At 64.5% G+C, this 25,331-nt stretch carries 19 protein-coding genes; 9 read left to right on the forward strand and 10 right to left on the reverse strand.

All coding sequences use genetic code 11. The annotated features are described in order from the left end of the window. Complete coding sequence (locus HNP98_RS07245) at positions 1-1,158, forward strand: DUF4249 domain-containing protein (RefSeq protein ID WP_173809390.1); 1,158 nt, start codon at positions 1-3, stop codon at positions 1,156-1,158. Between the two features lie 49 nt (positions 1,159-1,207). Then, on the forward strand, positions 1,208-3,637 hold the full coding sequence (locus HNP98_RS07250; RefSeq protein ID WP_173809391.1) for a hypothetical protein: 2,430 nt from the start codon (positions 1,208-1,210) through the stop codon (positions 3,635-3,637). Between the two features lie 20 nt (positions 3,638-3,657). Here HNP98_RS07250 and fdhD read toward each other — a convergent pair whose 3' ends face one another. The 3 genes from fdhD to HNP98_RS07265 are packed head-to-tail and all read right to left on the reverse strand — an operon-like array spanning position 3,658 to position 6,505. Continuing rightward, positions 3,658-4,536 (reverse strand): formate dehydrogenase accessory sulfurtransferase FdhD, encoded by an 879-nt coding sequence (fdhD, locus tag HNP98_RS07255; protein WP_173809392.1) that lies wholly within the window; start codon positions 4,534-4,536, stop codon positions 3,658-3,660. Positions 4,537-4,593: 57 nt separating this feature from the next. Further along, positions 4,594-4,977 carry a response regulator gene (locus HNP98_RS07260; protein ID WP_173809393.1) on the reverse strand — a complete coding sequence of 128 codons (384 nt, stop codon included), beginning with the start codon at positions 4,975-4,977 and terminating at the stop codon, positions 4,594-4,596. After that, positions 4,964-6,505, reverse strand: a complete 1,542-nt coding sequence (locus tag HNP98_RS07265; protein ID WP_173809394.1) for a sensor histidine kinase — start codon at positions 6,503-6,505, stop codon at positions 4,964-4,966. Before HNP98_RS07265 ends, HNP98_RS07260 begins: the two co-directional genes overlap by 14 nt. Positions 6,506-6,802: 297 nt before the next feature. On the opposite strand from HNP98_RS07265, the gene HNP98_RS07270 reads away from it, so the two are divergent. The 3 genes from HNP98_RS07270 to HNP98_RS07280 all read left to right on the forward strand — a co-directional run bounded on the left by HNP98_RS07270 (position 6,803) and on the right by HNP98_RS07280 (position 10,197). Then, positions 6,803-7,354, forward strand: a complete 552-nt coding sequence (locus HNP98_RS07270; protein ID WP_173809395.1) for a molybdopterin-dependent oxidoreductase — start codon at positions 6,803-6,805, stop codon at positions 7,352-7,354. A 472-nt stretch (positions 7,355-7,826) separates the two neighbouring features. Beyond that, positions 7,827-8,972 (forward strand): glycosyltransferase, encoded by a 1,146-nt coding sequence (locus tag HNP98_RS07275; RefSeq protein ID WP_173809396.1) that lies wholly within the window; start codon positions 7,827-7,829, stop codon positions 8,970-8,972. 103 nt (positions 8,973-9,075) lie between these two features. Beyond that, a complete protein-coding gene (locus HNP98_RS07280; protein ID WP_217425686.1) occupies positions 9,076-10,197 on the forward strand; it encodes a glycosyltransferase family 4 protein in 1,122 nt (373 codons plus the stop codon). A gap of 70 nt (positions 10,198-10,267) precedes the next feature. Here HNP98_RS07280 and HNP98_RS07285 read toward each other — a convergent pair whose 3' ends face one another. Next, a complete protein-coding gene (locus tag HNP98_RS07285) occupies positions 10,268-11,833 on the reverse strand; it encodes an MDR family MFS transporter (protein ID WP_246275020.1) in 1,566 nt (521 codons plus the stop codon). Positions 11,834-12,124: 291 nt separating this feature from the next. Between HNP98_RS07285 and HNP98_RS07290 the strand changes: the two genes are divergently transcribed. After that, positions 12,125-13,336 (forward strand): tol-pal system protein YbgF, encoded by a 1,212-nt coding sequence (locus HNP98_RS07290; RefSeq protein ID WP_317171062.1) that lies wholly within the window; start codon positions 12,125-12,127, stop codon positions 13,334-13,336. A 92-nt stretch (positions 13,337-13,428) separates the two neighbouring features. On the opposite strand, the gene HNP98_RS07295 is transcribed toward HNP98_RS07290, so the two are convergent. From HNP98_RS07295 to HNP98_RS07305, 3 genes are all read right to left on the reverse strand, one after another. Then, on the reverse strand, positions 13,429-14,610 hold the full coding sequence (locus HNP98_RS07295) for an MFS transporter (RefSeq protein ID WP_246275022.1): 1,182 nt from the start codon (positions 14,608-14,610) through the stop codon (positions 13,429-13,431). 474 nt (positions 14,611-15,084) lie between these two features. Next, positions 15,085-17,772 (reverse strand): PAS domain-containing hybrid sensor histidine kinase/response regulator, encoded by a 2,688-nt coding sequence (locus HNP98_RS07300; protein ID WP_173809398.1) that lies wholly within the window; start codon positions 17,770-17,772, stop codon positions 15,085-15,087. A gap of 299 nt (positions 17,773-18,071) precedes the next feature. Further along, positions 18,072-18,272 (reverse strand): helix-turn-helix transcriptional regulator, encoded by a 201-nt coding sequence (locus HNP98_RS07305; protein WP_173809399.1) that lies wholly within the window; start codon positions 18,270-18,272, stop codon positions 18,072-18,074. 460 nt (positions 18,273-18,732) lie between these two features. On the opposite strand from HNP98_RS07305, the gene HNP98_RS07310 reads away from it, so the two are divergent. Next, a complete protein-coding gene (locus tag HNP98_RS07310) occupies positions 18,733-19,449 on the forward strand; it encodes a type 1 glutamine amidotransferase (protein ID WP_173809400.1) in 717 nt (238 codons plus the stop codon). A gap of 112 nt (positions 19,450-19,561) precedes the next feature. On the opposite strand, the gene moaA is transcribed toward HNP98_RS07310, so the two are convergent. Further along, positions 19,562-20,602, reverse strand: a complete 1,041-nt coding sequence (gene moaA, locus HNP98_RS07315) for a GTP 3',8-cyclase MoaA (protein WP_173809401.1) — start codon at positions 20,600-20,602, stop codon at positions 19,562-19,564. Between the two features lie 137 nt (positions 20,603-20,739). Here moaA and HNP98_RS07320 point away from each other — a divergent pair, with 137 nt between their 5' ends. Then, the gene (locus tag HNP98_RS07320; protein WP_173809402.1) at positions 20,740-20,982 is read left to right on the forward strand and encodes a MoaD/ThiS family protein; all 243 of its coding nucleotides are present in this window, start codon (positions 20,740-20,742) and stop codon (positions 20,980-20,982) included. Positions 20,983-21,216: 234 nt separating this feature from the next. Further along, entirely contained in the window at positions 21,217-21,639 is a 423-nt protein-coding gene (locus HNP98_RS07325) for a molybdenum cofactor biosynthesis protein MoaE (protein ID WP_173809403.1), read from the forward strand. A gap of 20 nt (positions 21,640-21,659) precedes the next feature. Here the strand turns inward: HNP98_RS07325 and HNP98_RS07330 are convergent, their stop codons facing one another. Both HNP98_RS07330 and HNP98_RS21520 read right to left on the reverse strand, forming a co-directional pair. Beyond that, entirely contained in the window at positions 21,660-23,957 is a 2,298-nt protein-coding gene (locus HNP98_RS07330) for a GH92 family glycosyl hydrolase (RefSeq protein WP_173809404.1), read from the reverse strand. A gap of 163 nt (positions 23,958-24,120) precedes the next feature. Beyond that, complete coding sequence (locus HNP98_RS21520) at positions 24,121-25,326, reverse strand: NTP transferase domain-containing protein (RefSeq protein WP_217425687.1); 1,206 nt, start codon at positions 25,324-25,326, stop codon at positions 24,121-24,123. Positions 25,327-25,331: the final 5 nt, after the last annotated feature.

Raw genomic sequence — 25,331 nt, forward strand, 5'->3', positions numbered from 1 at the left:
ATGCTGCGTTTCACCAAGTATTTTTCGGGGGCCCTGGCCGTGGCGCTGGGGGCGGGGCTGGCGGGGTGCGTCGAGCCCTACGCGCCCGACGTCATCAGCGCGCCCAACCGCTACCTGGTGGTCGATGGCTACATCAACCTCCAGGGCGTCAGCACCATCCGGCTCTCGCGCACCAAAAACCTGAACGAACCCGTGCCGCCGCCGGCCGAGACGCGGGCTACCGGCTACATCCAGGACGACGCCGGGGCCCGCTACCCGCTCTACGAGGTGGGGGGCGGCACCTACGCTTCGGCTTTTCTGACCCTGAGCCCCGCCCGCCAGTACCAGCTGCACCTGCACACCGCCGCCGGCCGCGACTACGACTCGGACCCGGTGGCGGCCAAGCCAGCCCCGCCCATCGATAACCTGACCTGGGACCGGGACTATGCCGGCGTGCACGTGTACGTGAGCGCCCACGACGCCACCAATGCCACGCGCTACTACCGCTGGACCTACGCCGAAACCTGGGAGTTCCGGTCGGCCTATCCCTCGGCTTACGTATACAACCGGACCACCGGGGTCATGGAGCCGCGGACGGAAAATATCAATCTTTGCTGGGTCTCGGCCAACTCCACAGCCATTCCGCTGAGTAAAACCACGGCGCTGAGCCAGGACGTAGTGGCCAATTTCCCCGTGATTTCGTTGCCGGAAAACTCTGTAAAGCTGAGCATCGGGTACAGCGTGCTGGTGCAGCAGTACGCCCAGACCCCGGAAGAATACGCCTACTGGGAAAAGCTGAAAAAGAACACCGAGGAAATTGGCACCCTGTTCGACCCGCTGCCCACGCAGCTCACCGGCAACGTGCACTGCCTCCAGGACGCCGCCGAGCCGGTGCTGGGCTACGTGGGGGCGGGCGCCGTCACGGAGCGGCGCTTGTTCATCGACAACCATTCGCTGCCCAGCTCCATTCGGTTCCAAACCGGCTACGAAACGTGCGCCCCGCCCGACAAAGTGCTCCTAAGCGATGTTCGGTCTTACTTCACCAACCCCACGTCGCTGCCCCTCTACGCGCTGTACGATCCCGGCAGCGGGGCCGTGATAGGATACGCCGGGGGCTCGGCAGGCTGCACGGATTGCCGCTTACGGGGCACCAACGTAAAGCCCAGCTTTTGGCCTTAGCCGGCCGGGGGCCCTGTTTTCCAACCGTGCACTTTACTCCGCGTTCCCCATGCTCATTCGTCGTTTGCTGATTGCCGCTTCGCTGGGCCGCTGGCTGCGGCGGGCCACCCTGCCTGCGCTGGGGCTGGCCGGGCTGCTGGGCGCTGGCCCGGCGTTCGGGCAGGCCGACTCGCTCCGGAGCCCCGCCCAGCGCCTGGCCCGCTACGCCCGGCGCACGCCCACCGAAAAGCTGTTCCTGCACCTGGACCGCCCCTGCTACGTGAGCGGCGAAACGCTGTGGTTTAAGATTTACGCCGTGGAGGGCACCGACCACCGGCCCCTTCCGGCCAGCCAGGTGGCCTACGTGGAGGTGCTGGACGGCGCGCAGCAGCCCGTGCTGCAAGCGGCCATTGGCCTGCGGCACGCCACCGGGCACGGCGCGCTGGTGCTGCCCGCGGCCCTGGCATCGGGCCGCTACACGGTGCGGGCCTACACCAGCTGGATGCGCAACTTTGACCCCGGGCTGTACTTCCAAACCAGCATTGCCGTCGTGAACACCAACGTGCCAGCGGGGGCCCCACCGGCCCGCCCGGCCGTGGCCTATGACCCGCAGTTTTTCCCCGAAGGCGGCTACCTGGTGCGGGGCCTCAGCAGCCGGGTGGGGTTCAAAATTACGGACGGCACCGGCCGGGGCGTGGCCGCTGAAGGCACCGTGCAGGACGCGGCGGGGGCCGTGGTGGCGCGCTTCCAAACGCGGCGCTTTGGCCTGGGCAGCTTCGCCTTCACGCCGGCGCGGGCCGGCGCGGCCTACACGGCCGTCATCACCGCCAACGGGCAAACCCTTACCTGCCCGCTGCCGCCGGCCCGCGAGCAGGGCTACGTGCTGCGCCTGGAGGAGGCCAGCCCCGCGCAGCTGCGCGTGGTGGTGCAGGCCAGCGGCGCGGCCCTGGCCGACGAGGACCTCTTTTTGCTGGGCCACACCGGGCAGCACATCGGCGTGGCGGCCGGGGCCCGGCTGCGCGACGGCCAGGCCAGCTTCGTGGTGGACAAGCAACGGCTGGCCGACGGCGTTTCGCATTTTACGCTGTTCGACGGCCACCGGCAGCCGGTGTGCGAGCGGCTGTACTTCCGGCCGCCGGCCGCCCCGCTGGCCCTGACGGCCCGCGCCGACCAGCCCCAGTACGGCCCCCGCCAGAAGGTGACCTTGCAGCTGGCCGCCGGGCCGGCGGGGGCCCCGCTACCCGCCAGCCTGTCGGTGGCCGTCGAACAGCTCGATTCGCTGTCGGCCGCCGGCGGGCCCGACGTGGCCAGCTACCTGTGGCTCACCGCCGACCTACGGGGCCCCGTGGAACGCCCGGACTACTACTTGGCCGCCGGCCCCGAAGCCGCCGCCGCGGCCGACGACCTGATGCTGACCCAGGGCTGGAGCCGGTTCCGGTGGCCCGCCGTGCTGGCCGACGGGCCCGACTCGCTGGCCTACCTGCCCGAACTGCGCGGCCAGCTGGTGCGGGGCCGGGTGGTGAGCCGCGCCACGGGGGCCCCGGCGGCGGGCGTCGCGGCCTACCTCAGCGCCCCCAGCCGCCGCATCCAGCTCTACAATTCCATCAGCAAGGCCGATGGCAGCGTGCAGTTTGAAGCGGGCGACTTGCACGGCCCCCAGCAGCTGGTGGCGCAGGCCGGTACCCGGCGCGACAGCCTCTACCAGGTGGAAATTTTTAGTCCGTTTTCGCAGCAGTACGCGGCCCCGCGGCCCGGCCCCCCCGGGCTGCCCGAGGCCCTGGCCCCCGCCCTGCTGCGGCGGCACGTGCAGGCCGAAGTGCAGCGCCAGTTTTTCCGGGGCCCGCCCGCGGCGTACCGCCTCCCCCGCCTCGACAGCCTGGCGTTTTACGGCAAGCCCGACGAGCACTACCGCCTCGACGACTACACCCGCTTCAAGGTGCTGGAGGAGGTGATGCGCGAATACGTACCGGGCGTGCTGGTGCGCATTCGCAAGGACGGCTTCCATTTCTTGGTGGCCAACGACGACGGCCGGGGCGTGCTGGACGACCCGCTGGTGCTGCTGGACGGCCTGCCCATTTTCAACACCAACCGCATCATGGCCTTCGACCCGCTGAAAATCCAACAGCTGGACGTCATCACCAAGCGCTACGTCCTGGGGCCCCAGGTGTTCAACGGCATCGTGAGCTACACCACTTACAAGGGCGACCTGGCCGGCTTTCCCCTCGACGCGCACGCGCTGTTGCAGGAATACGAGGGCTTGCAAGGCGAGCGGGAGTTTTACGCCCCCCGCTACGAAACGCCCCAGCAGCGTCAAAGCCGGCTGCCGGATTTCCGCAACCTGCTCTACTGGAACCCGGAAATCAGCCCCGGCGCGGGCCCCGCGCCCACGTTTTACACCTCCGACCAAGTGGGGCGCTACCGGGTGGTGGTGCAGGGCGTGGCCGCCAACGGGCAGGCCGGCAGCGCCGGCTTCACCTTCGAGGTGAAACCGGCTTTGTAAGGCGGCTCCGGGGGCCCCAGCTATTCGCCCGCGGGCCCCACCCGCCACGGGTGCGAGTAGACGTTGAACCGGTCGTTGCGCACGAAGCCCAGCACCGTCATCCCAAACCGCTCGGCGGCCTGCACCGCCAAGCTGCTGGGGGCCCCCACGGCGGCCAGAATGCCGAGGCCCGCGGCGGCCGCTTTCTGCACCAGCTCGAAGCTGGCGCGGCCGCTCACCAGCAGCACGTGCTGGTGCAGCGGCAGCCAATCTTGCAGCAGCGCGGCGCCGATGAGCTTGTCGAGCGCGTTGTGGCGGCCCACGTCTTCGCGCAGCAGCAGCAGCTCGCCGGCCGGCGAGAACAGGGCCGCCGCGTGCTGCCCGCCGGTTTGCTCGAAGCCGGCCTGGGCGGCGCGCAGGCGCGCGGGCAGCTGGTGCACGGTGGCGTAGGCCAGGTGGGGGCCCTGGGCGGGCAGCACCGGGCAGGAGGTGGTTTGGATGGCGTCGATGCTGGTTTTGCCGCACACCCCGCAGCTCGAGCTGGTATAAAAGTGCCGCTCCAGGCCCTGGAAATCAACGGGCACGTGGGCGGCCAGCTCGGCGCGCACCACGTTGCCGGCTTCCTCGGGCTTCTGCACGTCGGGGCAGGGGCGCACGCCCAGCAGGTCGGCTTTGCCCTGGATGATGCCCTCCGTCAGCAAAAAGCCGGCGGCCAGCTCCTCGTCCTGCCCCGGCGTGCGCATCGTGACGGACAGCGTGCGGTGCGTCCGTTTGCCTTCCACTTCGTAGCCCAACCGGATTTCCAGCGGCTCCTCGGCGGCCAGCTGGTCGGAGGCCACCTCGGCGGGGCCCTCGCCGCGCACCTTTTGTACGGTGGCGTACTCGTAGCTGGCGGCGGGCAACAGGATGGCGGGTTCCATGGGCGAGAGGGGGAGGTGGGCGTGAAACCGCCGAAGCGCCCCGGCGGTTCGGGGCCCCTACCCGAGCAGCCGCACGATTTGCACCAGCGTGTCGTCGTCGAGGGGCTTGGAAAAGTAAGCAGCCACCTCTTTGTACGACTTCGACTTGGCGATGTCGTTGGGGTGGATGGACGACGTGAGCACGCACACGGGCACCCGCTTGGGCAGCAGCAGCGCCGAAAAACCTTCCAAAAATTCCCAGCCGTCCATCACCGGCATGTTGAGGTCCAGCAGAATCAAGTCGGGGATTTCCGTGGCCTGCCGGAGGGCGTTGAGGGCGGATTGCCCGTTCGTAAACTTCCGCACCGTGCCAAAAGCCTCGTTCTGTTCGAGCAGCATTTCCGTGACGACGGACGCAATCCAGTCGTCTTCCACAACGTAAACCAACTCAAACGCTTTCATTGAAATATACTTTAAAAGTAGAGCCGACGCCCACCGCGCTTTCCAGCTCAATTCTTCCCCCCATCGCCTCCACCTGGCTTTTGGCGATGAACAGCCCCAGCCCGCGGGCATCCGCGTTGGCGTGGAACGTCTTGTACATCCCGAACACCTTGTCGCGGTGCCGCGCCAGGTCGATGCCCAGGCCGTTGTCGCCGACGGTGAGCACCACGTAGCCGCCTTCGCGGTAGCCGCCCAGGGCCACCCGCGGCGCGTCGGCGGCGCGGTACTTGATGGCGTTGCTGAGCAGGTTGAGCAGGATGCTGTCCAGGTAAGCGGGCACGACGGGCACCGTAAGGCCGGCCGGAATGTCCACGGCCACGGCCACCCCGCTCTGGTAAATGAACACGTTCAGCGCTTCGAGGGTTCTGTCCACTTCCCGGCGCAACTCGCGCGGTTCCCGCAGGTGCTGGACCGGGCCGTCGGCCGTTACTATTTCGTTGAGGTTCACAATGGTTTCGGCCAGCTTGTCGGTGCTGGTTTTCAGCATTTGCAAAAATAGCGCGGCGTTTTCCGCGTCGGGAGCGGCCTGCATCAGCGTCACCAGGGCCGTCAGGTTGGCCGAGTGCGAGCGGATGTTGTGGGAGATGATGTAGGCGAAGTTCTGGAGCCGGGCGTTCTGCTGGGTGGTGGTGGTCAGCAGGCGCTTGGATTGCTCCAGCTGGTCGATGAGCAGGGTGACGTCGTAGCCCACGCACAGGATTTCGGCCACTTGCCCGTCGGCCCCCAGCAAGCCCTTGAACTCCCAGTGGTTGGACCGCACCTGGTGGTCTTTACAGGGCTTGCGCAGTACCACCTGGTGGGGCACTTCGGGCTCCAAAAAGCACTGGCCCACCACCGCCAGGCACTTCGGCCGGTCTTCTTCCACGATGGTGAGCAGCGACGGCGTACCAATGATTTTGCTATCCGCACCGAACCGCTCGAAAAAAAAGTCGTTCACGTAGGTGTACAGGCCCTGGGCATCGGTCTTGACGATGTACACCGACTGGTTGCTGAGAATGGCACTGTAGTGGCCGGCCACTTCCCGGGCGTACACTTCCGCGTTGCGCCGCTGGGTGATGTCCACCAGCACTCCGAGCGCCCGGCGGGGCCGGCCGGCCCCGTCGCACACCACCAGCCCCCGGCAGTGCAGGCACACCACCGAGCCATTCCGGTGGGCGCACTGCACCAGCTGGTGGTAGGTATGGGAGCCGTCGGCCACGCCCGCCGCGATGCCCCGCTGAACCGCGGCCACCTCGTCCGGGCTTATCACGGCGGGCCAGGCCTCGGTTTGGTTGGGCAGGGCCGCCGGGTCGTAACCCAGCGTGCGCCAGAAATTATCGTTTCCCCACTTATGCGCCGCCTCGTCCAGGTCCCAGTACCAAACCCCGTCCAGCGCCGACTCCCAAATGAAATCCAGGACCGTGCCGCCCGACTGTTGCAGCACCTGCAGCTCTTGCCCGAGGTAATCCACCGCGCCGTCGTGCTCAAACGAGGTGAAGCTGGTTGTCATAAACGCTTTTTATTAGCAATTTTTTTAAAGCACCTGCTTTTCTGGGTTTCTGCGCCATCGCCCGAACCATCCAAAACGCACAACCTTGCCCTGGCAAGGTACCATTTTTAGCGAATAAGCCGGAGAAACGCCACGGCAACCCCTTAAAAAGATACAATCTCTCATTATTTCCGGTAAAACACCTGCCGGCTTGCCGCCAGGCCTGCTGGGCCGGGCACCGCTGGCCCCCGGACCCAGCGGGCCGCCAATCTCCGGCGTCCGAACCGTTATATTTGTTCAAATACATCACTTTTTTTCATGTCTTTCGCTGCCTCCCTCGTTCACGGCCGGTTGGTTTTGCCGCTGCTCGGCGGCTGGCTGGCCTTGGCGGCCCCGGCCCGGGCGCAGGCCCCTGGGGCCCGCCCCGCCCCAACCGCGGCGCCCTCCACCGTCCTTCGCCTCGACGGCCTCGACGGGCAGGCCCGTACCCTCACCGCCGCCGACCTCGCCGCCCTGCCCCGCCGGGAGGTGCGGGCCACTGGCCACGACGGCCACGCCCACACCTACCAGGGCGTGGCCCTCACCGATTTGCTCGCCCTCGTGGGGGGCCCCCAGGGCAAGGCCATCCACGGGCCGGTGCTGGCCCAGGTCCTGGTGGCCGAGGCCGCCGACGGCTACCGCGTCGTGTTCGCCTTGCCCGAGCTGGACGCGGCCTTCGCCACCCAAACCGTCGTTCTCGCCACCGGCCGCGACGGCCAGCCCTTGCCCGCGGAAGCCGGCCCCTGCCAAATCATCGTACCCCAGGAAAAGCGACCCGCCCGCTGGGTGCGCCAAGTGCTGCGCCTGCGCCTGGTGCGAGTACCCGCGTAAAAAGCCGCGCCTACCGCTGACAACTGCTACCAGCACAAACTGCTGGTTAACAATTTTTTGTGTTTTGGCTACTGCCAGGTGAAGGCAGTTCTTTAGCCTCACCCTTAGCCACCAGCAACCCTGTTCGTGCGCTAAAAAAGTTAACGGCCTGCCCGATGAGTCGAAACGACTCATCGGGCAGGCCGTTAACTTTTTGATAATCTTACTTTTGCAAAAATTTATGCACTCTGAGCGATAAAAATGGGCAGTCCATCGAAAAGATGTATCTAACCTTCGCACTGTTAATTATCTTCGCTCCGATTCGATGGGTGGCCGAGAGCCCATCCTGCAAGCATCTCGCAAGCAAATTACCTGTCTTGACAAAAATTACCTGTCTTGACAAATGGTATATTTACCGATTCTACAAAACACCTTTTGCCTGAGACCATGCCGGCATTGCCAATTTGCACAGCTTTGCCGGTTTCGTTAGCTTATGAGAATCATTTTTCTTTGTGGTGAAATGGAGCCGGGCCGCGACGGCGTAGGCGATTACACTAGGCGGCTCATTGGGAAATTACTTGACCGGGGGCACCAGGTAGCTGCCGTGGCCTTTGCCGACGGCTACACGGGGCAACAGTTGGCCGAAACGCAACACCTAGAGGGCAACAGCATCGCCGTTCTCCGGCTACCTTACGCCTGGCCCCTGCAAAAGCGAAGCAAAATTGCCAAGGAATGGATTGACCGGTTCGATCCTGAGTGGATTAGCTTTCAATTTGTTTGCTTTTCATTTCACCCCAAAGGGTTGATTTTTAATTTACATAAATACCTAAATCTTATCAGTAGGGGAAGGAAACTGCACGTCATGGCTCATGAATTGTGGGCCGGCGAAGATACCAATTTTTTCTCAAAAGAACACGTATTAGGTTGGCTCCAGAAGGTATCCATTCGTTTACTATTGAATAAATTATCATTCGACGCTATTTCAACTAGCAATTCGTTCTACCAAACTTGTTTAGCAGAAATCGGCGTTGACGCGGGACAAATAAATATCTTCAGCAATTTACCGGCTGGTAATGGACTCCAGACGTATTTGTACGACCAATTACCCGAGAAAGTGCGCCAAAATAGAAGCCAATACTTACTTGCAGTATTTTTTGGCACCTTTAGCGACCAAAATTCTAACTTAAATATCGCAAACCTGAAGTTTTTATCCTGCAGCACAAATAAAACTCTCTTTGTTACGCACGTGGGGAGAGCCACTGGCGTGAACGACTTTTTTTCTAAATTAAGTGAGCTACTTAATTTAGAAACGCACATATTCGGCGAATGCAATGACCAAGATATTGCTGACTTTTTTTGCCGTTCAGACGTGGGCCTGAGCACCTATCCCAAGGCACTATTCGAAAAGAGTGGCAGCATCGCCGCCATGTTAAACAATGGCTTGCCCGTGCTCTTACTGCGGGATTCATTCGTTGCCAATGGTCGAAAGATTGATTGGGTTGAAGAAATCTATAAGGTAGGCAACCTGAGCCAATATATCAACCAGGAAAACACCTTTTCCGATAACTATAGCGTGAGCCGGGCTGCTGAGAAATACATTAGAATTTTTGAGTTGTCGAAAAGCACACATACAGCATAGTACTACCCATACTTGTCGTACGCGACAATAAAAAGCACCAGACAGCTATTAAGAGCAATCTTATGCATGCCTTTTTGCGAAAATAATTCGAATTATAAAAAAATTGTATCATCTATTTCTAAACACAAAATTTAGTTTCGAATTTATTCTTCTCCAGACACTACACCTTTTTGAAATGGCTTTAAAAATATCTTTTCTGTCGCATAAGTTTTATCCAGACATTGGCGGGATAGAAAGCAATTCTGAAGTTCTAGCCCTGGCTTTTACTAAAGCGGGCCACGTCGTACACTTGCTGACTTGGACAAAAAACGTTGTTGATGAGGACCGACCGTATGTAATTATTCGCAATCCAACGACTCAGCAGCTCGTAAGTAATTGCTTGTGGGCAGATGTTGTATTCGAAAATAATCCTTGCCTTAGAATGTCTTGGCCAAATTTTTTTATCGGCCGGCCTTCCGTTATCGCACTCAATACATGGGTTACCCGCCTCGACGGCAGCATCGCGTACCAAGACCGATTAAAGCTTTGGTGGCTGAAGCGAGCCCGCAGGGTTATTGCCGTCAGCAGGGCCCTTCGCAACAGGAGCTGGCCGGCGGCTACCGTAATAGAAAACCCTTACCAAATAGGACAGTTTCGACTGATTTCTAGCGTTGAGCGAACCAAAGACTTCGTATTTTTAGGGCGCCTTGTTTCCGACAAAGGAGCAGACCAAGCGATAAAGGCCCTTTACCAATTGACGCGTAGCCAGGACGAGGAATTGTTCGCACTGCGAAAGCCCTCGCTCACCATCATCGGTACTGGCCCCGAGGCCGGGGCCCTTGCGCAATGTGTGGTAGAGCTAGGGTTAGAAGAGCAGGTTCATTTTACAGGCGCACTACGCGGTGAAGCGTTAGCAGAATGCCTCAATCAGCACCGATTTTTGCTCGTGCCGTCGGCTTGGGAAGAACCTTTTGGCAACGTGGCTTTGGAAGGCATGGCTTGCGGCTGCCTACCCATAGCGTCGGACGGCGGCGGGCTTGCCGATGCAATTGGCCCCGCGGGACTGCTTTTCCAACGCAACGACGTCGATGCACTGGTTAAGTGTATTCGGCACGTGCTGAAGAATCCCGAACTGGAGCAGGCTTTGCGCGATAAAACGCCCGGTCATTTAGCCGCTCACCACCCCGACCTGATTGCCCAGCGCTACCTAGAAGTGTTGGAAGCGGCAGTACCCACCCGCAGATAATTCGCCGTGCGACCCCAACCACTACCGCCCTGCCCCCCTTAAATATCAATGGGTTGCGCAGCAGGCAATGTTACTCAGCTATTTTTACCGGCGGTCCGTCGTTGCTTTTGCGCAGCGGCAACTCAGGAATGAAGAGCGTCATCACCAGGCCGCCCACGACTAGAAAAATATTGAATAGATAGACCCGCGAGATGGCCTTGGAAAACGCCGCGCGCACGGCGGGTGTGGGCCGAGTGGAGGCCGCGGCGAGCGCCGGGCCTTCGGCCAGCGTGGCTTGGTGGGCGACGGGGGCGGCCGCGGCGGGCATGTTTTGCGCCAGCGTGAGGGTGAGCACCGCGCCCAGCACCGAGGCCGCGATGGCCCCGCCGATTTGCCGGAAAAACTGGCTGGCCGAGGTGGCCTGGCCCATGAGCTGCGGCGCGGTGGCATTCTGCACGGCCAGGGTGTACAGGGGCATGGTGGGCCCCAGGCCCAGGCCGCAGGTGCCCAGGTACAGCAGCACCCGGTAGTAGGGCACGGTGGGCGGCATGGTGGCCAGCAGCGACAGCCCGCCGAGCAGCAGGGCCAGGCCCCCGAGCATCCAGCGCTTGTAGTGGCCGAAGCGCGACACCATCTGGCCGGCCAGCAGCGAGCCCGTGACCACGCCCAGCGAGAGCGGGATGAGGCTGGCCCCGGCCCGCGTGGCCGACTCGCCCAGCACGTTCACCATGAACAGGGGCTCGAAGATGATGACGCCCAAGAAGGCCCCGCCCATCAGAAACAGCGCCGCGTTGGCCGTACGAAACACCTTGTTTTGGAACAAGCCGAAGTTGAGAATCGGGTTTTCGTGGCGCAGGCTGCGGGCCACGAACAGCGCCAGGGCCGCCAGCCCCCCGCCCAGCAGGCCCAGCGTGAGCGGCGAGGACCAGCCGTACACGGCTTTGTTGAGCTGCAAGGCCACCACCACGGGCCCCAGGCCAACCATCAGCAGCAGAGCCGACACAAAATCGAACGGCTTGGGCGCGGTGCGCGGGCGCAGCGGCGGCATCTGGCTGAGGATGAACCAGAGGGCCACCAGGCCCAGCGGCAGGTTCACGTAGAACACCAGCCGCCAGCCCGCCACGCCCGGCAGGAAGTTGCTGCCCCGGTCCGTCAAGAACCCGCCCAGCAGGGGCCCCAGCACCGACGATACGCCGAACACGGCCCCCGTGAAGCCCTGGTAGCGCCCCCGCTCGGCGGGCGGAAACAGGTCGGCGATGATGATGAAGGCCATGGCAAACAGCCCCGCGCCGCCCAGCCCCTGCACCGCCCGGAACACCACGAGCTGGTTCATGCCGTCGCCGAGCACGGGCAGGGGCCCGAACTCGCCGGCCAGCCCGCACAGCCCCGAGCCCAGCAGGAACACGCTGACGGCCACCACCTCGATGGTGCGGCGCGAGTACATGTCGGCGAGCTTGCCGTAGATGGGCACCAGCGCCGTGCTGGCCACCAGGTAGGCCGTGGCCACCCAGGTGAAGCGGTCCAGGCCGTGCAGGTCGGCTACGATGCGCGGCAGGGCCGTGGAAACAATGGTTTGGTCGAGCGACCCCAGGAACATGGCGAGCAGGATGCCGCCGAACGTGAGCATTTTCTGGCGGTGGGTGAGGGCGTCGGTCAAAACAAGGGAAGAATAAAAAGCCGGTAAGCGCCTATGTACTGGCCAGCCGCCCCAACGGTTGCCGCGCCGGCCCCGGCCGCCGCGCGGGGCAGGCAAGCAAGGCTTTAGAATATTTCTAAGAAGAACGGCCGTAAAAACTGGGCCGACACGCGTTGGAAATCAACCTAAAATCTTACTTTTAAGGCCATAACAAGCCAGAATAGCTTAAATAATTCTTTATACACTTATTTTATGAATATTGTCCAATTCTTAGCAAGCAGCCGGCGGTTGTTTCTAACGTTGGCGCTCTTGGTGACGTTTTTTTCGGCGGCCGCCCAGGTCGCCGACACGGCCCGGCACTTGGGCGGCATCAAAGAGGTGGAGCTGACCGACGTGGAGGTGGCCCCGCAGGCCGTCGACACCAAGGGCTGGCTGCTGCTCGACCAGGACGTGCAGCAGGAGTTGAACGGGGCCGTGCACAACCTCTACAACTTCAAGTTCGACCGCGCCGACCGGCAGTTCCGCTCCCTGCGCCGGCGCTACCCGCAGCACCCCATGGCCTACTTCCTGATGGGCCTGAGCACGTGGTGGAAAATCCTGCCCACCAACATGAGCGCCACCCAGTACGACCGCACCTTTTTTGCCTACATGGACACGGCCACCACCAAGGCCAAGGCGATGTACGACGCTGACAAGCACAACTACGAAGCCTGCTTTTTTCTCTCGGCCGCCTACGCCTTCGACGCCCGCCTGCACGCCGAGCGCCACGACTGGCGCAAGGCCACGGTGAGCAGCAAGCGGGCCCTCGACTACCTCGACAAAAGCAAAGAAGCCAACGGCCTGAGCCCGGAATTTCTATTCGGCCAGGGCCTGTTCAACTATTACGCCGTGTGGATTGCCGACGAGTACCCGTGGCTGCGCCCGGTGCTGTTTTTCTTCCCGAAGGGCAACCGCGACACCGGCATCGCGCAGCTGCGCCAAGTGGGCCAGACCGGCTTCTACACGGCCACGGAGGCCCGGTTTTTTCTGATGCGCATCTTGGGCAGCGAGCGGGAACACGAGGAAACGGCGGCCCTCGCCGTGGCCACCCAGCTCATCACCGACTTCCCCGACAACAGCTACTTCGAGCGCAACTACGCCATGCTCTGCTTCCGCGAGGGCGACTGGGCGGGGTGCGAGAAGGCCAGCCGCTCCATCCTGCGCAAGCTCAACGAGGGCATGCCCGGCTACGAGGGCTACTCGGGGCGCTACGCCACCTACTTCCTGGGCTTCCTGATGCAGTACCGCTACCACCGCATGACCGACGCCCGCGACTACTACCAGCGCTGCATCGTGTTTTCGGAAACGGTGGCCAACACCAGCGGCGGCTACTACCAGGGCGCGGCCTTCAACCTGGCCAAGTTGGCCGAAGCCGATGCCGACCTCGGCGGCACCAGGCGCTACTTCCAGATGGTGGTGGCCGGCGGCGACCACGCGGCCCCGTCGTACAAAGAAGCCACGGCGTGGCTCAGGGGGCACAAGTAAGTAAAGGATGCGGAGATGTGCGAATGTGGAAATGGGTAGAGGCTTTCTCAATCATCCCCACATTCTTACACTTCCCACATCCTCACATTCCATCACATTTCCACCTCCATCCTCCCGCCCTTCATCACCGCCGTGGCCACGGCCGATACGCACACGCCCATCACGGCAATCAGGGCCAGCGACACGCGCAGGCTGCTGGCCCCGGCGACGAGGCCGATGACCGGGGGGCCCAGCAAAAAGCCCACAAACCCAATGGTGGACACCGCCGCCAGCGCCATGCCCGCCGACATGGTTTTGGAGCGCCCCGCCGCGCTGTACACCAACGGCACCACCGACGAGGTGCCGAAGCCCACCAGCAAAAAGCCCAGCAGCGCCGCCGGCAGAACCGGGAACGCCACCGCGATGGCCAGCCCCGTGGCCGTGAGCAGCCCGCTGCCCTGGATGACGCGCTTCGGCCCGAAGCGGGCGGCCAGGGCGTCGGCCCCGAAGCGGCCCAGGGCCATGGTGCTCATGAAGGCCGTGTAGCCCGCGCCCACCCAGTTTTTATCGACTTGCAGCACCTTTTTGAAGTACACCCCGCTCCAGTCGAACATGGCCCCTTCGCAGATGAGGGCGCAGAAGGCAATGGCCCCCAGGCCCAGCAAGTGGCGGTCGGGCCGCACGAAGGCTGGCTGGCCGGGGTCCACGCCGCTGTCGTGGCGCACCACGTGGCCGGCGCTCACAACCAAGCCCACGGTGATGAGCAGCGCGATGAGCAAAAAGTGCAGCCCCGGCGGCACCCGCGCCCCGATCATCACCGTGCCGACGGCCGCCCCGGCAAACCCCGCCAGGCTCCAGAGCCCGTGGAACGAGGCCATGATGGGGTTGGCGTAGAGGCGCTCCACGTTGACGGCCTGGGTGTTGACGGCGATGTTGGTGAAGTTGGCCCCGATGCCGAACACCATCAGCAGCGGCACCAGTTGGTAGAGGTTGGCGGCCCAGCCCAGCGCCACCAGGGCCCCGGCGTAGAGCAGCACGCCCGCCAGCACCACCCGGCGGCTGCCCTGCTTGGCCACCAGCCACCCCGCCAGCGGCAGCGACAGCAGCTGCCCCGCCGGGATGGAAAACAGCACCCCGCCCAGCTGGGCATCGCTCACGCCCATGCGCTGCTGGATGCTGGGGATGCGCGAGGCCCAACTGGCAAAGCACAGTCCCAGCAGAAAAAACAGGGCCCCTACTGCCGCCCGGTGCTTTTTGCGGGAAACAAAATCGGGCGAAACGGCTAGTGGCATCATACACGGGAGCCGCGAGGGGCCCAGCAAGCTGCGCTCGGCCCGGCCGCTGGCCTTCAAAACCCAAACGCCCGTTTGGGCCCGGGGGTTGTGCCCCGCCGGGGCCCTACGGTTTTACCGGCGGCTCTGGGGCCGCGGAGCCGCCCGCCCAGGCTGCGGCCGCGCGGCGCGGCCCGCCGTTCGGGCGCTGGCACGCGCCACGAGGCATGCGGCGGAAACGGGGCCGCGCCGCCGCTCTTTGCCAGCCGCTTTTCCTTTTTCGCTTCGTAGCGGGCCCCGCTGAAACAGGGCCCCGTGCCGTTCCACAGGGCAAGTGTTCCAAAGGGCGTAATGAAATGCTCCGGAACGCTGCGCGGCACGCTACTTGGTTTCTGCCTGCTTTCCCGGCGCGCCACAAGCGCAACCCCCGAACCGGGGCCTATCCTGTTGCACCGCGGGGCCCCACCCGGGAGGCCGCGCCGGCCGGGCGCTCGGGCGCTATGCCTGCGCATCCATTGCAATTTGGGCGCTGACGGCCCGCAGCCGCTCGGTGATGGCCGCTACCAGCGGACCCAGCGCTTCCGGCTGGAAACCGCCTTCCCATTGGTCGAGCGCTTCGACCGGGGGCAGCGCGTGCAGGGCCCCCAGGTGCACCAGGCCGGGCCGCAGGGTGTGCGCCGCCGTTTTCAGCAGCGCGGCGTCGCCCGCCCGCATGCCGTCGGCCAGGGCCTGCACGGCTTCCCCGCAGCTTTCCACGAAAGTTTCCAGCATGAACGCCACGAAGGCGGGGTCGCCTTGCCCCACCTTCAGCAGCTCATCGACCCGGTAGAGCGGGGCCCCGGGCGCAGGCCCCGTTACCGGCATTGGGGCCCGCACCGGGGCCGGTTCGGGCGCGGCCGGCCCCGCCGCCTGGGGCGGCAATACCCACTGGCTCACTATTTTCAGCAGCTCTTCTTCCCGGAAGGGCTTGGCCAGGTAGCCGTTCATGCCCGCCGCCAGGCACTTCTCCCGCTCGCCGTTGATGGCGTTGGCGGTGAGGGCCACAATGGGGGTGTCCAGGCCCACCTGCTGGCGCAGCAGGGCCGTGGCGGCGTAGCCGTCCATCACGGGCATCTGGATGTCCATCAGAATCAGGTCGAAGCGCTGGTGGCGGGCCAGCGCCACGGCCACGGCCCCGTTTTCGGCCTCGGTTACCCGCACGTGGGCGTGGACAAGGAAGGTTTGGGCAATCTGCCGGTTGAAGCGGTTGTCTTCCACCAGCAGCACGTGCTTGTTGCGCAGGTCCTCGCGCAGGGGGCTGTCGGGCGGCAGCACGGCCGTCGGCACCAGGTCGCGGGGCCCGCCCACCGGCAGGTCGAGCCCGAAGTACATGGCGGTGCCCCGGTTCTTTTCGCTCGTCAGCTGCACCTCGCTGCCCATCAGCTGCAGCAGGTTGCGGCAGATGCTCAGCCCGAGACCCGTGCCCCCAAACTTGCGCGTGACCGACGAGTCTTCCTGGCTGAACTCGGTGAAAATCTTGTGCAGAAATTCGGGCTCGATGCCCACGCCGGTGTCCACCACGCGGAACACCACCTGGCCGGTGCCCGCCGCGCCGCCCAGGTCGCACACGACGGTGACGCCCCCGGTTTCGGTGAACTTGATGGCGTTGCCGGCCAGGTTCAGCAGCACCTGCCGGATGCGGTAGGGGTCGCCGAGCAGCACGGCCGGCACGCCCGGGGCCACCCGCGTGGCCAGGCTCAGGCCTTTCTCCACGGCCTTGTAGTGCAGGGTTTGCTCCACTTCGGCCAGCAGCTGCGCGGGCTCGAAGCCCACGTGCTCCAGGCTCATCTTGCCGGCTTCGAGCTTCGAGAGGTCGAGGATGTCGTTGATGATGACGAGCAGGTGCTCGGCCGAGGCCGTAATGGCCTGCCGGTAGTTGCCCTGCTCGGCGTCGAGCGCCGTTTTGGCCAGCAGCTGGCTCATGCCCAGGATGGCGTTCATGGGCGTGCGGATTTCGTGGCTCATGTTGGCCAGAAACAGCTCGCGGGCGTGCACCGCCGACTCGGCCGCCAGCTTGGCGTGGCGCAGGTCCTGCTCCATTACCACCCGCTCGGTGATGTCGAGGCTGTAGGCCACGACGAGGTACGGGCGGCCGTCGGGGTGGAACACGGGCTGAAAGCACCGGAACTGGTGGCGGGTGCCTTCGGGCCGCACAAACGCTTCCTCGAACGTCACCAGGCGGCGCTCGCGCACGGCCTGCTCCAGGCGGGCCTGGCGCTCCTCGGCCAGGGCCCGCGGGTGGTGGTAGCGTTCGCAGTAGTCGAAGTTGTCTTTGCCGATGACCCAGGCCCGCACGGCCGGGTCCTTGATGCCGCTCTCGTTCACGAACAGGTAGCGGTGCTGGGCGTCGAACACGGCCACGTCGCAGGGCATCTGGTTGAGCGTGAACTCGTAAAAGGCGCGCTGCTCGGCCAGCTTTTCTTCCGCCCGCCGGCGCTCGGTGATGTCGGTGCCCGTGCCCACCACGAAGCGCAGCGAGCCGTCGGCCGCGAACACGGGCAGGAAGCGCCGCAGCACGTACCGCGGCCCGTCGGCCCCCGCCAGGGTTTCCTCCCACGAGGATTCGGCGCGCGTCTGCACCGCCTGCTCGAACAGCCGCCGGCGCTCCACGGCCAGCTCCCGGGGCCGCTGCCGGTGGGCGCAGTACTCGAAATCGTCTTTGCCGATGACCCACGCCCGCACCACGGGGTCGCGGAAGCACAGCGCGTTGACGAACCGGTAGCGGTGGTCGGCGTCGAACACCACCACTTCCTCCCGCAGCTCGTGGAGCACGGTTTCGTAAAAATCCTTCTGGTCGGCCAGCAGGGCGGCGGGGTCCCGGAACCGGTGCTGGACGGCCGCCGCGCCCGGCGGCGGAGCGTCGGTGGCCCCCGGGCCCAGCCCGAACAGGTCGCGGTAGCCTTGGCGGGTCAGCGGCTGGCCTTCGGAGGTGGCGAGCACTGCGCCCCCCGGCAGCCCGTCGACCAGCGCCGCAAACCCGGCACGCAACGCCTGCATCTCTGTCTGGGCCGTGGCCAGGGCCCGCTGCAATTCGGCAATCTGTTTGGCGGCGGGCACGCGGTCCTCGCTTTTTACGCCAGTTTCCGGGTTGTCTGGCTGAAGGGTGGACGGCACCGGCGAAGCCAAATTTTTGGAGGAAATAAACATAAAATAGTAAAATCGGGTAGCCAATTTTGTACAAATAACTACACAATAATACGTCGACCTAACCCCCTTAGATTCTTGCAGTTAAATATAAATTAAACATGGTTTATCTGATAATATATTAGAATAAAACCTTCGCGTAATAGAGGATTCTGCCCAGCTATTATCGACTGCGGGCAAGCCCCTTACCGGCCGGCCATCGGCCACCCGCGGCAGCCGAAGCGGCCCCCGCCCCCAACCCCTCCCCGGGGCCGCCCGGGGCCCTGCTCCGGCGCACCCGGCCCGAACTAAAGGGGCGCGGCTTAGTCGCCTTCTTCCAGCGCAAATAGCTGCTCTACTGGTTTGCCAAACACCTGGGCCAGCTTGAGCGCCAACGCGGTGGAGGGCACGTATTTGCCGGCTTCCATCGCGTTGATGGTCTGGCGGCTCACGCCGATGCGGCGGGCCAGCTCGTCCTGCGTGAGGCGGAGCACGGCCCGTTCCACCCGCAAGTTATTCCGCATGGGCCGCGGTTTTGGCTCCGCTCCGCAGCGCCAGGTGAAACCGTAGCATGAACAGCAGCAGCGGCGCAAACATAGCGTAGGTCATCACGGTGAAAAAGTTGGTGAGAGAACAAAAGCAAATGCACAGTAAATTTTACTTAATGAAGCTGTTTAAGAATTCTGAAAATTCAAAATTGTCCGTCATGCTGAGCGCAGCCGAAGCATCTCTACTGCTCAACTAATCAAGATTACTGCTGCGGTAGAGATGCTTCGGCTGCGCTCAGCATGACGTTCTGACGACTTCTTAAACAGCTTCAATGTAAAATAAACTTTACAAATAATAAACTTGGTGCACGTTTTTTGGTACAGAAGACTCCGTAGATTGACTTCAAATACCCGCTGCCATTTGGTGGCTGTTACTTACTGCCTGCACCGGCAACCATACTTTTACCACCACCTTGTTCTGCCCAAATTCTAGCCCATGCGCTGGCACTGCCTCCAACACTTGCCCGACGAGGGGCCCGGCCACGCGGCCGACTGGCTGGCCGCGCACGGCCACGCGCTGCGCTACACGCGCTTCTTTGATCCCGACCCCGCGCTGCCCGCGCTGGAAGAGTTCGACGGCTTGCTGATTTTGGGCGGGGCCATGGGCGTGCACGACGAGGCCGTGTTTCCGTGGCTGCGCGACGAGAAGGCCTTTCTGCGCGAGGCGATACGGGCAGGCAAGCTCACGCTGGCCATTTGCCTGGGGGCCCAGCTGCTGGCCCTGGCCCTGGGCGGCGAGGTGCGCCCCAACCCCGCCCCGGAAATCGGGTTCTGGACGGTGCGCTTTTCGGCCAAGGCCCTTGCGCACCCGCTGCTGCGCGGCTGGCCCGCGAAGGCCGCCGTGCTGCACTGGCACCACGACACGTTCACGGTGCCGCCGGGGGCCCTGCGGGTGGGCATGTCGGCGGGGTGCGCGGCGCAGGGCTTCGTGTGGGGCGACGGCCTCATCGGCCTGCAATTCCACCCCGAAATGACCCGCGAAATGGTGGAGCAGCTCCTGCGGTTCGAAGGCCACGAGACGGCCGAGGAGCAGGAATTCGTGCAAACCGCCGCCCAGATTCGGGCCCGGCTCAAGTCCGTCTGGAAAGGCCGGCTGCTACTGGAGCAGTTGCTGGCCAACTTGGTGGCGCTGCACGAAGACGAGCTTAATTAATGAGGAATGAGGAATGAGGAATGAGGATAATGAGGAATTATCAATGAGGAATGAAGAATTGGCTCAAAACTGAAATTCCTCATTCCTCATTGACAATTCCTCATTCAAAAAATTACCCCCCAATGGTGGCCATGCTCTCGAAGCTGAGCTGGTGCAGCGGGCGCTGGCTTTCGGCCTCGAAGCCGTTGGCGGCGCGGTGGCGGAAGGCGTGGGCCAGGGCGGCTGCCACGTCGGCGTCGGTGGCTCCGCCGCGCAGCAGGGCCCGCACGTCGAGCACGCCCTGGTCGTAGAGGCAGGTTTTGATGCCGCCTTCGGCCGTGAGGCGCAGGCGGTTGCAGGTGCCGCAGAAGGTGCGCGAATACGCCGCGATGATGCCCACCGTGCCCCGGTGCCCGGCCACGCGGTACTCCGAGGCCGTGGCCCCGGCCGCCGTGGCCACCGGCGCGAGGGCCCCGAAGTGGGCCTCCAGGTGCTGGCGGATGCGGCCGTGGTGCCAGGGCAGCGAGGCCGGCGTGGCCACGTGGCTGCCGCCGTTAAAGGGCATCTCCTCGATGAAGCGCACGTCCACGGGCAGCTCGCGGCTGAGGTCGGCCAGCGGCACCAGGTCGTCGATGTTGCGGCCGTCCATCACCACGGCGTTGATTTTCACCTGAATGCCGGCGTCGAGCAGGGCGTAAAACGTTTCCATCACCCGCGGCAGCTCGTCGCGCCGGGTGATGGCGAAAAACCGCTCCCGGTCCAGCGTGTCCAGGCTTAGGTTGACGGCCTTGACGCCCATCCGGGCCAGGGCCGGCACGTGGGGCGCGGTGAGCACGCCGTTGGTGGTCAGGCTAATGTCGTCGATGCCGGGCAGCTGGGCCAGGCGCTCCATAAAGGGCACCAAGTCACGCCGCACGAAGGGCTCGCCGCCGGTGAGGCGCACCTTGCGCACGCCCAGGCCGGCCAGCACGCCCACCAGGCGCAGCATTTCTTCGTAGCTGAGCAGCTCGTGCTTGGGCATGTACTGGATGCCTTGCTCGGGCATGCAGTAGAAGCAGCGCAGGTTGCAGCGGTCCGTCACGGCCAGGCGCACGTACTCCAACGGCCGGCCGTGCTGGTCGAGGAGGGTGGCGGCGGGCGCGGCGGGGGCCGGCAAAAGCGCGGAAGTTAGCATATTCAATCCCTAGATTTGCCCGTGGGTACGTAAGCCGGCCGGGTTTCGCTAAACCTCCAATCGGCGGCGGGTGTTCCAGGGCGGCCGTAAGGGCGGCCCCGGCGGGCGCTTCCGCTGGGGTAAATTTACCGAAAATTATGGCTTTGAAAATCGCACTCTTTGGCATCACGCGCGACATCGTGGGCCAGCCCACGCTGGAGCTGCCCGCGCCCGCCCCCGCCACCGTGGGGGCCCTGCTCGACCACCTGCGGGCCAACTACCCGGCCCTGGGCCAGTTGCGCAGCTGCGCCGTGGCCGTGAACAACGAATACGCCCCCGCCGACCAGGCCCTGGGCCCCAACGACGAAATTGCCCTGATTCCGCCCGTAGCCGGCGGGTAACGTCTCGGTGAACAGTTATCAGTAAGCAATTAATATTTATTGGAGCTGTTTGGGAAGTCGTCGAAATTAAGTAGAACGTCATGCTGAGCGCAGCCGAAGCAGCTCTACCGCGCCGTTTGGGCGATTCAACGAAGCAGTAGAGCTGCTTCGGCTGCGCTCAGCATGACGTTCACTTATCCTTTCTAAACAGCTTCAATGAATATTAACTGCCCACTGCTAACTGCTAACCGAAGAATGACGCCCCACCTTTCCATCACCGACCAGCCCATTGACGTGGCCGCCGCCCTGGCCGCGGTGCAAACCGAGGCCGCCGGGGCCGTCAACTCGTTCATTGGCACGGTGCGCAACCAGAGCGGGGGCCGGCGGGTGCGCCGGCTGCACTACGAATCGTACGACAGCATGGCCCTCACGCAGCTGGGCCACGTGGTGGCGCAGGCCTACGCCAAATGGCCGATGCTGGAAAAGGTGGCCGTGGTGCACCGCAAGGGCACCCTGGCCCTCGGCGACGTGGCCGTGGTGGTGGCCGTGGCCACGCCCCACCGCGCCGAGAGCTTCGCCGCCTGCCAGTTCATCATCGACACGCTCAAGCAGGTCGTCACCATTTGGAAGCGCGAGGAGTACGAGGACGGCACCGAATGGGTGGCCGCCCACCCGTAGGGGCCAGGGTAGGGGTTGCGCTATTTGGCTTTGGAAAACGAGTACGGCGCGGCATCCGCCGCCGTGCCGCGCTGTTTGTTAGGTATGGCACTCATGTCAAAATCGAGCACGGCACCTTTCAGCAGTTCCTCGTGGCTGAGCCAGTTCTTGTCGTAGGCCTGGCCGTTGAGGGTTAAGCCGTGCACGTAGCGGTTGGCGGCCGAGTTTTGGGGCGCGTTCAGCACGATGTCTTTGCCCGAGGGCAGGTGCAGGGTGGCCTTGGGGAAGAGCGGGGCCCCGAGCACGTACTGGTCGGTGGCGGGGCACACGGGGTAGAAGCCCAGGGCCGAAAACACGTACCAGGCCGAGGTTTGGCCGTTGTCTTCGTCGCCGCAGTAGCCGTCGGGCGTGGGCAGGTAGAGGCGGTCCAGCACTTCGCGCACCCAGTACTGCGCTTTCCAGGGCTGGCCGGCGTAGTTGTACAGGTAAATCATGTGCTGGACGGGCTGGTTGCCGTGGGCGTACTGGCCCATGTGGGCAAGCTGCATCTCCCGGATTTCGTGGATGACCGAGCCGTAGTACGACGCGTCGAACACCGGCGGCAGCGTGAACACCGTGTCGAGCGCGGCCACGAATTTTTGCCGGCCGCCCATCAAATCCACCAGCCCCTGCACGTCGTGGAACACCGACCAGGTGTAGTGCCAGCCGTTGCCTTCGGTGAAGGCATCGCCCCACTTGAAGGGATTGAAGGGCCGCTGAAACGTGCCGTCCTGGTTGCGGCCCCGCATTAGGCCGGTTTCCTTATCGAACAGCTTGCGGTAATTCTGGCTGCGCCGGGCGTACAGGGCAATTTCCTGCTTCGGCCGCTTCAGGGCCTTGGCCAGCTGGTAGATGGCAAAGTCGTCGTAGGCGTACTCCAGCGTGCGGGCCGCGTTTTCGTTGATTTTCACGTCGTAGGGCACGTAGCCCAGCCGGTTGTAGTACTGCACCCCGGTGCGGCCCACCGCGTCGAGGGGCCCCGCGTTGTTGGCCCCGTGCAACAGGGCTTCGTAGAGCACCTGCATGTCCTGGCCGCGCACGCCCTTGAGGTAGGCGTCGGCCACCACCGCGGCCGAGTTGTTGCCCACCATCACGTTGCGCAAGCCCGGGCTGGCCCACTCGGGCAGCCAGCCACTTTCTTTATAGTCGTTCACCAAGCCCTGCTGCATCTCGGCGTTCACGTCGGGGTAGAGCAGGTTCAGGAACGGAAACAAGGCCCGGAAGGTGTCCCAAAACCCGGTGTCGGTGTACATAAAGCCCGGCAGCGTCTGCCCGTTGAACGGGCTGTAGTGCACGACCTTACCGGCGGCGTCCAGCTCGTAGAGCTTGCGCGGGAACAGCAGCGTCCGGTACAGGCAGGAGTAGAACGTGCGGCGCTGGTCGGCGGTGCCGCCCGCCACCTCCACGCGGCCCAGGGCCCGGTTCCAGGCGGCGCGGCCCTGCTGCTGCACGGCCTCAAAGTCGCTCCCGCCGATTTCCTTCAGGTTCAGTTCGGCCTGCTCGGGGCTGATGAACGACGAGGCCACCCGCGCGTTCACCTGCTCGCCCTTGCGGGTGCGGAAGCCCACCACGGCCCCGGCGTGGTCGGCCGTGGCCTCCAGGGCCCCGGCGACCAGGGTGTTGTTTTGGTAGATGGCCGTGCTGGCGAAGTCGTGGTCGAACTCGACCACGAAGTAGTTGCGGAAGTTCTTCGGCACGCCGCCGCTGTTGCGGGTGGTGTAGCCCACGATTTTGCGCTCCCGGGGCAGCACCCGGGCGCAGGAGCCCTTGTCCAGGGCGTCGAGCACCACGTAGGCGCTGTCGGTTTTCGGGAACGTGAAGCGGAAGCGGGCCGCCCGCTCGGTGGGCGCAATTTCCGTCGTCACGTCGTAGTCGGCCAGGTACACGCGGTAGTAGTAGGGCGTGGCCACTTCGGCCTTGTGCGAGTACCAGCTGGCGCGGTCGTCTTCCGCGAACACGCGCCGGCCGGTGGTGGGCATCAGGGCAAACTGGCCGTAGTCGTTCATCCACGGCGAAGGCTGGTGCGTCTGCTTGAAGCCCCGGATTTTGTCGGCCCCGTACTGGTAGGCCCAGCCGTCGCCCATCTTACCGGTTTGCGGCAGCCAGCAGTTCATGCCCCAGGGCCGGCAAATGGCCGGGTAGGTGTTGCCGTTCGACAGGCTGGGCTTGGAATCGGTGCCCATGAGCGGGTTCACCCACTGCACGGGGTCGAGGTCGGCGGCGGTAGCGGCGGGGGCTTGCGCCACCGCGGAGCCGGCGGCCAGGGCCAGCAGGGCACACGCGGCAAAGGAGTTGAGCATGGGGCGGGTGGGAGAAGAAGCAGCGAGGGCCCCGGATGGGGACGCGGGCAGGAGCCCTTTCCGGAAAGCCAACCCGCCGCGCAAGGTAAAACTTCCGGCCTGTTGCGGCCCAGCTTTGGCTTGCTTTTCACCCCACCGCCCCACGCCACCCGCAGCCGCGCGGCTACGCTTTGAGGGCGGCCTCGGCCTCGGCCCGCTCCTGGGGCGTGTTCACGTTGCGCAACTCCTCGGGCACCGGCGGGGCCAGCACGGCGGTGTCGGAGTTGATGAGGGCCTTGCGCGGGCACGAGTAGCCGAGGCTGAGGAAGCGCAGCAGCTCGCCGTAGGCCCTGGGCTCCCAGATGGTGACGAGCGGCTCGGGGAAGTCGTTCCAGGGGCTTTGCAGGGCGGTGGCGAAGCGGCCGGGCTGGCGGTTTGCTACCAGAAACTCCAGCGTGGTACGGGTGAGCAGCGGCAGGTCGCAGGCCAATACCAGCCACGCGGCGTCGGGGTCGGCCCGGAACGCCGAGAGCAGCCCGCCCAGGGGCCCCAGGCCCAGAAAAGTGTCGGGCAGCGGCACCAGCCCGGCGGGCAATTCATCGGCCTGGTCGGGGCGGACGGACACGCGCACGCCGGCGCAAAACTCGTGCAGCAGCGCGGCGGTGTGCTGGCGCTGGTCGGCCGCGCCGTGGTAGCGCAGGGCCCCTTTGTCGGTGCGCATCCGCTCGCTGCGGCCGCCGGCCAGCACCAGGCCGCGCAGCACGGGCCGCGCCGCGGCGTACCATTTTTGCACGAAAGCGGTGATGCCGGCCGCATCGGCCAGCGGCAGCACAAGCGGCAGCGGGGCCCCGGCCAGGTGCGCCAGCAGCACCGGTGGCAACTCGGTTTGGCCGTCGGCCAGCAGCACGAGGCGCACGTCGGTGAGGCGGTCGAGCTTCTTGTCCAGCGGCTTGCGCGGGTCGACGACGACGATTTGCTGGCGGGCGCGGAAATGGTTGCCGTTCACCAGCACCAGGCTGTTGTGGGCCAGCAGCTCGGGCTGCGAAAACTTGTCCAGGGCCCGGCTGGTGTTCAGCTGGGTATACGTTATTTTATCCGTCAACACGCTGAACAGGCCGTTCTCGCCCCGCGCCGGCACCAGCCCCGCCGGCACCAGCCCCGCCGGGGCCCCGGCGGCCAGGGCCGCGTCGCCGGCGGCGTGGTCGGCGTCCACGTAGGCCACGCGCAGGGCCGGGGCCAGGTGGGGCAGCAGCCGCGCCACCAGGGCTTGAATGTCGGCGCAGGGGGCCCCCAGGATGGCCAGCTCGTGCCGGCTGAATTCACCCACGTCGGGGCGGGCCAGGGCGGCGTGCTTGGGGCGCTTCGGGGCGTTGTCGGGTTGGGTTTCCATGGGGA

The sequence above is a fragment of the Hymenobacter caeli genome (genome assembly GCF_013294115.1).
Lineage (GTDB): Bacteria > Bacteroidota > Bacteroidia > Cytophagales > Hymenobacteraceae > Hymenobacter > Hymenobacter caeli.

What these genes read in the sequence shown, in the direction of transcription:
- HNP98_RS07245 (WP_173809390.1), top strand. Translation starts at nt 1, where the DNA reads ATGCTGCGTTTCACCAAGTATTTTTCGGGGGCCCTGGCCGTGGCGCTG.
- HNP98_RS07250 (WP_173809391.1), top strand. Translation starts at nt 1,208, where the DNA reads ATGCTCATTCGTCGTTTGCTGATTGCCGCTTCGCTGGGCCGCTGGCTG.
- fdhD (WP_173809392.1), bottom strand. Translation starts at nt 4,536, where the DNA reads ATGGAACCCGCCATCCTGTTGCCCGCCGCCAGCTACGAGTACGCCACC.
- HNP98_RS07260 (WP_173809393.1), bottom strand. Translation starts at nt 4,977, where the DNA reads ATGAAAGCGTTTGAGTTGGTTTACGTTGTGGAAGACGACTGGATTGCG.
- HNP98_RS07265 (WP_173809394.1), bottom strand. Translation starts at nt 6,505, where the DNA reads ATGACAACCAGCTTCACCTCGTTTGAGCACGACGGCGCGGTGGATTAC.
- HNP98_RS07270 (WP_173809395.1), top strand. Translation starts at nt 6,803, where the DNA reads ATGTCTTTCGCTGCCTCCCTCGTTCACGGCCGGTTGGTTTTGCCGCTG.
- HNP98_RS07275 (WP_173809396.1), top strand. Translation starts at nt 7,827, where the DNA reads ATGAGAATCATTTTTCTTTGTGGTGAAATGGAGCCGGGCCGCGACGGC.
- HNP98_RS07295 (WP_246275022.1), bottom strand. Translation starts at nt 14,610, where the DNA reads ATGATGCCACTAGCCGTTTCGCCCGATTTTGTTTCCCGCAAAAAGCAC.
- HNP98_RS07300 (WP_173809398.1), bottom strand. Translation starts at nt 17,772, where the DNA reads ATGTTTATTTCCTCCAAAAATTTGGCTTCGCCGGTGCCGTCCACCCTT.
- HNP98_RS07305 (WP_173809399.1), bottom strand. Translation starts at nt 18,272, where the DNA reads ATGCGGAATAACTTGCGGGTGGAACGGGCCGTGCTCCGCCTCACGCAG.
- HNP98_RS07310 (WP_173809400.1), top strand. Translation starts at nt 18,733, where the DNA reads ATGCGCTGGCACTGCCTCCAACACTTGCCCGACGAGGGGCCCGGCCAC.
- moaA (WP_173809401.1), bottom strand. Translation starts at nt 20,602, where the DNA reads ATGCTAACTTCCGCGCTTTTGCCGGCCCCCGCCGCGCCCGCCGCCACC.
- HNP98_RS07320 (WP_173809402.1), top strand. Translation starts at nt 20,740, where the DNA reads ATGGCTTTGAAAATCGCACTCTTTGGCATCACGCGCGACATCGTGGGC.
- HNP98_RS07325 (WP_173809403.1), top strand. Translation starts at nt 21,217, where the DNA reads ATGACGCCCCACCTTTCCATCACCGACCAGCCCATTGACGTGGCCGCC.
- HNP98_RS07330 (WP_173809404.1), bottom strand. Translation starts at nt 23,957, where the DNA reads ATGCTCAACTCCTTTGCCGCGTGTGCCCTGCTGGCCCTGGCCGCCGGC.
- HNP98_RS21520 (WP_217425687.1), bottom strand. Translation starts at nt 25,326, where the DNA reads ATGGAAACCCAACCCGACAACGCCCCGAAGCGCCCCAAGCACGCCGCC.